The following is a 2815-nucleotide window of genomic DNA, read 5'->3' as shown; positions in this document are numbered from 1 at the left end:
GTTCTCATCTTCCTTCCCTGCCTGAAGGTTCCGGCCTCGTGCCCATGCATCCAGTTCCGCGCGAGAAGCGGAGACAGAGCCGATCCTTTCATGAAGGTGCCGGTGAACGGGCATCCCTTCCCGCTTCTCCCAGCGTTGGACTGTCGTAACATCCCGGTTGAGATAGGCCGCGATCTCTTTCCACGAATCCAAGCGGTCTTCGGGAGGACTCACGGACGGCTTGGTGCCGGGAAATACTTCGGCCATCACCCTCTCCTTAATCGAGGTAGCGAGGTGTCATAACCTTGAGAACCAAGATTGTAGCGCACACACGAGCAAAGAACTGTAATCGAACGTAATTGCAACGCTGGACACCTGATCGGCGGCCGATGGACACTTGACATGGTTGGATTGAACGCGACGCCGGCGGAATTCCTGCCCTGACCCCACTCGTTCTTCTGGAGACCGCTCCCATGGACAATGTCACCATGGCCCGCCTGCTCAGCGAGACCGCCGATCTCATGGAGATCAGTGGCGCCGACAGCTTTCGTGTCCGCAGCTACCGCAACGCCGCCGACGCAATCGGACAAACCACGGTGAACCTGGTTGCTGCCTCATCCGATACGGCCCAACTCCTCGCCATCCAGGGCATTGGCAAAAGCATGGCCGCCAATATCCAGGCCATTGTCTCCAGCGGGTCACTGCCTCTTCGTGACGAACTCCTCGCCAAGTACGGAGCAGGACTGCTTGAACTGCTCAAACTCCCCGGCATGGGGCCCAAAACCGTGGCCTTGCTGTGGGATGCCGGACGCATCGGCAGCATCGATCAGCTCGCCGAAGCTATTGACGGCGGCCGACTCAAGGGCCTGCCCCGCATGGGAGACAAGCAGATCGAAAAGATTCGCAAGGGCATTGAGGACTATCGCCGGTCCTCAGGGCGCTTCCGCATTGACGAAGCTGAGGACGCCGCCGAACGCCTCACCGCCTACTTGCTCGCTTTCAACGGCATCGACCGCGTCACGCCTGCCGGGTCTTTACGGCGCGGACGCGAAACCGCCGGCGACCTCGACCTTCTCGTCACCGGCCCTGCTTGCGCTGCTCAAAAGACCGAAGCCGCGGTCGAATACGTTGCGGCCTATCCCGGCATTCACGACATCATTGCCAAGGGCGAGAACAAGGTCAGCTTTCATATCGCTACCGGCCTCCAGGTCGATGTTCGCCTGCTTCCTTCAGAGTCCTACGGCGCAGCTCTCCAGTACTTCACAGGCTCCAAGGCCCACAACGTCTCCCTCCGGCAACGCGCCCTCAAGATGGGCTACACCCTCAGCGAATGGGCGTTGGCCCGTCTTGACGATGAATCGACCGTCGCCGCAGCTACTGAAGAAGAGATTTACGCCGCGCTTCAGATGGACTGGATGCCCCCGGAGATGCGCGAGAACCTGGGCGAAATCGAGGCTGCCGCGAAGCACGCCCTGCCCCGGCTCATTGAAGCCGCCGACATCAAGGGCGACGTCCACATGCACACCACCGCCTCCGACGGCCGCAACTCCATCGCCGAGATGGCCGAAGTCGCCATCGAGCGCGGTCTCCAGTACATCGCGATCACTGACCACTCCAAAAACCTGGCCATGATCAACGGTCTCGACGAGAAGCGCGCCCTCGAACACATCGCGAATATCCGCCAAGTCGACAAGCAGATGGAGGGCCGCATCCGCATCTTTACCGGAATTGAGGTAGACATCCTCGCCGACGGCGCGCTCGACCTCGACGACGAGGTGCTCGCGCAGATGGACGTTGTCATCGCCAGCGTCCATACCCGCCTCGAACAAAGCAGCGACGAAATGACAGCCCGCCTCCTGCGCGCCGTCGAGAATCCCAACACCCGTATCCTGGGCCATCCCACGGGGCGTCAGCTTCTGCGCCGCGAGCCGTACCAGTTCGATACGGGAGCCGTCCTCCGGCGATGTGCCGAACTTGGCGTTGCCGTCGAACATAACGCCGCTCCCGAACGCCTCGACTTGAGCGACCGCGACCTGCGCCACGCTAGGGAGTGCGGCTGCAAAATCGTTATCAACACCGATGCTCACGTCACCCGCGTCGTCGGGGAGTGGAAATATGGCATCCGCCAGCTACGTCGCGCCTGGCTCACCCCGGCCGACGTGCTCAACACTTTGCCGCCGGCCGAGTTCCTGGCCGCCCTCCGTTCGCACCCGTAACAATCTCGCAGTCGGGACTGGATCATAGTGTCTCGCTTGACGTCCGAGGCGTGAGGCGTTACGCTATACGCGGATGATCAGGAACTTTCGTCACGCCGGCATTGAAAGATTCTTCACAAGTGGAAGTAAGGCGGGTATCCAGCCCAAGCACGCACAAAAGCTGTCGATTCAACTATTCGCCCTTAACCGCGCGAAATCGGCACAGGATATGAATGCACCTGGCTGGGAACTCCACTCGCTCCATGGCGACCTTCAAGGCCATTGGTCAGTCAAGATCAACGGAAACTGGCGCCTCACATTCACTTTCGAGCAAGAGAATGCAATTCTGGTCGATTATCAGGACTATCACTGAGAAAGGAGGGCAAAATGCTCATGCATAATCCACCACATCCGGGAAGGGTGCTGCGAGAGTATCTCGGGGAGATCGAGATTGCGGAAGCCGCCAATCGTCTCCGGGTTACACGGACCACTCTCTCCCGAATCGTCAATGGTCGCGCTGGTATCTCGGCGGAGATGTCATTGCGGCTATCGCAGGCTCTTGGAACTCACGCTGGATTCTGGGCTGGTCTCCAAATGGACTATGACCTCTGGCATGCAAGCCGCAAACCTAGGCCGAAGAT

The 2815-nt window shown here is 59.9% G+C and carries 4 protein-coding genes; 3 read left to right on the top strand and 1 reads right to left on the bottom strand.

Features of this window, described 5'->3' with window-relative positions:
* The coding region (locus tag WA354_RS04885; protein WP_472811887.1) for a helix-turn-helix transcriptional regulator at positions 1–246 on the bottom strand (246 nt) is incomplete at its 3' end.
* 206 nt (positions 247–452) lie between these two features.
* Between WA354_RS04885 and polX the strand changes: the two genes are divergently transcribed.
* The 3 genes from polX to WA354_RS04870 form a co-directional block, all read left to right on the top strand.
* Positions 453–2195, top strand: coding sequence for a DNA polymerase/3'-5' exonuclease PolX (gene polX / locus WA354_RS04880; RefSeq protein ID WP_472811886.1), 1743 nt, complete (start codon positions 453–455; stop codon positions 2193–2195).
* 73 nt (positions 2196–2268) lie between these two features.
* The gene (locus WA354_RS04875) at positions 2269–2547 is read left to right on the top strand and encodes a type II toxin-antitoxin system RelE/ParE family toxin (RefSeq protein ID WP_472811885.1); all 279 of its coding nucleotides are present in this window, start codon (positions 2269–2271) and stop codon (positions 2545–2547) included.
* 20 nt (positions 2548–2567) lie between these two features.
* On the top strand, positions 2568–2815 hold a 248-nt coding region (locus WA354_RS04870; RefSeq protein WP_472811884.1), incomplete at its 3' end, for a HigA family addiction module antitoxin.

The sequence above is a fragment of the Occallatibacter sp. genome, assembly GCF_049802275.1.
GTDB lineage: Bacteria > Acidobacteriota > Terriglobia > Terriglobales > Acidobacteriaceae > Telmatobacter.
The sequence above is the reverse complement of the archived record's forward strand: the minus strand, read 5'-3'. Positions and strand labels throughout refer to the sequence as shown.